Genomic DNA, 1,482 nt, shown 5'->3' on the forward strand with positions numbered 1-1,482 from the left:
AGCGGGAGCAAGCTCCCTCGCCAAAAATTGATCCAGTCACCACAGGGTTTGCATCAGCGGACAATCAGCGCGGACCTTTGCTTGCCGCCCGCCACAGCGGTCTTTAGACTTACGCCTCATTTCAACGCGAGCAGGGTCGATGCCAGCTGCCTTTCCCCCCGATTCCGTTGGTCTGGTGACGCCTCAAATGGCGCATTTCAGCGAGCCCCTGGCCCTGGCCTGCGGCCGTTCGTTGCCAGCCTATGACCTGATCTACGAAACCTACGGCACCCTCAATGCCACGGCGAGCAATGCCGTGCTGATCTGCCACGCCTTGTCGGGGCATCACCACGCCGCCGGCTACCACAGCGTCGATGATCGCAAGCCCGGCTGGTGGGACAGTTGCATCGGCCCGGGCAAGCCCATCGACACCAACAAGTTCTTCGTCGTCAGCCTGAACAACCTCGGCGGTTGCAACGGCTCCACCGGTCCGAGCAGTATCAACCCGGACACCGGCAAGCCCTTCGGCGCCGATTTCCCGGTGTTGACCGTGGAAGACTGGGTCCACAGCCAGGCGCGCCTGGCAGACCGTCTCGGCATCGCCCAATGGGCAGCGGTGATCGGCGGCAGCCTGGGCGGCATGCAGGCGCTGCAATGGACCATCACCTACCCGGACCGCGTGCGCCACTGCCTGGCAATCGCCTCGGCACCCAAGCTGTCGGCGCAGAACATCGCCTTCAACGAAGTGGCGCGCCAGGCGATCCTCACCGACCCCGAATTCCACGGCGGCTCGTTCCAGGAACACGGCGTGATCCCCAAGCGCGGTCTGATGCTGGCACGGATGGTCGGGCACATCACCTACCTGTCCGACGATTCCATGGGCGAGAAATTCGGCCGTGGCCTCAAGAGCGAGAAGCTCAACTACGACTTCCACAGCGTCGAGTTCCAGGTCGAGAGCTACCTGCGTTATCAGGGCGAAGAGTTCTCCGGGCGTTTCGACGCCAACACCTACCTGTTGATGACCAAGGCGCTGGACTACTTCGATCCGGCGGCGAACTTCGATGACAACCTGGCGAAAACCTTCGCCAACGCCACCGCCAAGTTCTGCGTGATGTCGTTTACCACCGACTGGCGCTTCTCCCCGGCCCGCTCCCGGGAACTGGTGGACGCACTGATGGCCGCGCGCAAGGACGTCTGCTACCTGGAAATCGACGCGCCCCAGGGCCACGACGCCTTTTTGATCCCGATCCCGCGCTACCTGCAGGCGTTCGGCAACTACATGAACCGTATTACGCTGTGAGGACGCCATGAGAGCCGATCTGGACATCATCCAGGAATGGATCCCCGCCGGCAGCCGCGTGCTCGACCTGGGCTGCGGCAACGGCGAATTGCTGACCTGGCTGCGGGACAACAAGCAAGTCAGCGGCTACGGCCTGGAAAACGACCCGGACAACATCGCCGAGTGCGTGGCCAAGGGCATCAACGTCATCGAGCAGGACCTGG

The 1,482-nt window shown here is 63.0% G+C and carries 2 protein-coding genes; both read left to right on the forward strand.

Annotation, left to right across the window (positions count from 1 at the left end; all coding sequences use genetic code 11):
• Window positions 1–139 precede the first annotated feature (139 nt).
• Window positions 140–1,279: a homoserine O-succinyltransferase MetX gene (gene metX / locus OC610_RS27305; RefSeq protein ID WP_030137913.1), complete on the forward strand. Its 1,140-nt coding sequence runs from the start codon at window positions 140–142 to the stop codon at window positions 1,277–1,279.
• Window positions 1,280–1,286: 7 nt separating this feature from the next.
• A partial coding sequence (locus tag OC610_RS27310) for a methionine biosynthesis protein MetW (RefSeq protein WP_264432536.1) occupies window positions 1,287–1,482 on the forward strand: 196 nt, incomplete at its 3' end.

It is taken from the genome of Pseudomonas agronomica (genome assembly GCF_025917275.1).
Lineage (GTDB): Bacteria > Pseudomonadota > Gammaproteobacteria > Pseudomonadales > Pseudomonadaceae > Aquipseudomonas > Aquipseudomonas agronomica.

What these genes read in the sequence shown, in the direction of transcription:
- metX (WP_030137913.1), top strand. Translation starts at nt 140, where the DNA reads ATGCCAGCTGCCTTTCCCCCCGATTCCGTTGGTCTGGTGACGCCTCAA.